General features: G+C 54.5%; 1 protein-coding gene. It reads right to left on the bottom strand.

Annotated elements, in window-relative coordinates; translation table 11 throughout:
- Positions 1-1,469: 1,469 nt before the first annotated feature.
- Positions 1,470-1,765, bottom strand: a 296-nt coding sequence (locus tag H6A21_RS10710) for a hypothetical protein (protein WP_204562771.1), incomplete at its 5' end; no start/stop codon positions are given.

The following is a 1,765-nucleotide window of genomic DNA, read 5'->3' as shown; positions in this document are numbered from 1 at the left end:
TGGGAGAGCAGGGCGCCGCTGACCGGTGGACGGCGTTTCCACGCGGGGGCGGGGCCCCGGGGGAGCATCTCCCCCGGGGCCCCGCCCCTTTTCGCGTTCCCGGGGCGTTTGCGGCCGACCGGCATGCTGTCGATCGGCCGATTTTCTGTTATTACTCCCGCGTTGCTTCCGATTCGCGCCCGCACTCAATTGCTTAGATCATCTTCCCAGGCGGTTCGAGCTCCCCGACATAGGTTCCGCGCTGTTTCCATCCCTCTTCCTCGCTTTCCATCTACCCTGTATGAGTTGGCTTTGTGGACCTTTTATCTCTCATTTTCTCTCAGTTCTTTTCTTGCCGATGTTTCGGTCTGCCGTCTGTTGTTCGGATGCTTCTTTCATGAGTTCTGCCTTGACGCGATGTCATCCACGGGATTGTTCCGACAGTTCCGTAATTTGTTTCGGTCGACGTCATTGAAAGATACGGGTTGACGAGGAGCGCGAAGACGGGATTCCCTTGCAGGCCCTTTTTGCCCCTGTACGATCAGGGGTAGATTTCCGGGTGAAATTGCGAGGGATACTTGTGGTACGGCTGCCGGACGTATCTGTCTTCGAGATCTTATGAATACGGGGTACTATGGCTCGATTCGGCATGCTTTTCTAACCAGGTTTGTTTTTCGGTTGGTCTCGATCGGCGGTGTTGTCCCGACCGGTGTCGCTACCGACTCCATACCAGACCGAATCGATTCTTTCATGAGTTTCGACTCCCCGCGACTGTTTATCTGGCTGACATTCAATGCGTTCTTTCTCGGGATCCCCTGACATGAAGACGGGGTTTCTGCGCCTGTATGGATCTTCACGGTGTCGATACCCGGGGTTCATGTCCTTCCGGATTATGCGCATGCTTCTCGCCCGAACACCGATTGGGTGTTTCGCATCATACGGATTCGCTTGTCAACGCAGGAGGTCCCCAGCTGTGGTTATCCTCACAGTAATTGGTTGTGCGGTCTGTGCATCGACCTCCGGGTGGCTAGAGTCCGAGGGTCCTTACGGATACACAGAGCCCTCATCGGGATGAATATTCCATCATGGTTGATGGTGTTCCATCTGATTCGAGGAGGCTGGAGGGGAGCGTTAGTCTTTTATCAGGAGCGGTTACGCGTAATCGAGGCACTTCTCCCGTGCGCTTTGTATGCGTATTTTATCCTGGGAAATCTGGTCTAATTGAGCCTGCTTCGCGTCATGAATCACGGATGATTCCCTTCGCTTCTGTGCTTCTCTATAGATCTACAGGCGGTCTTATGTTGAGCTGAATTTGATTCAGCTGAAGCCCATGCAATCCCCAGTTGTACCTTCGCAGGAGGAGTTTGGTTGATGTCTGAGCACGCTCTTCCTGCTCTCGGTAGTGTCAGACGAGAAAATACACCGGACAGATGTTGCGCACTAGGAACCGGGGGCGCTGTCAGCAACTGTCCAAACGCCTTCGATTTCAATCACTTCATCAACCAGGGATTTGAAATCGCGTTGGGAGGGCGTTGCATAGTTGCCCATTCCAGATGAATTAGATGAGCTGTCGACTCGATGAGTGGGGCGGGGGCGCGACCCAATCTGATGAAAAGAAGCGAGGCAAAAGAAAGATAGCTGTCCGGTTCAGTAAGAAGACGACTTAAGCCGCCGGAGTCTGATCCCGCCTTCACGAATCCCCAGCTAGGGGCGCCGCCGGGTCGGCCGCCCGCCGAATAGCGGTCGCCGTCCGTCGAATCGGATGTGTAGAGGATGTGAAGATGTG

Source organism: Collinsella tanakaei (genome assembly GCF_016902615.1).
Taxonomy (GTDB): Bacteria; Actinomycetota; Coriobacteriia; order Coriobacteriales; family Coriobacteriaceae; genus Collinsella; species Collinsella tanakaei_A.
The sequence above is the reverse complement of the archived record's forward strand: the minus strand, read 5'-3'. Positions and strand labels throughout refer to the sequence as shown.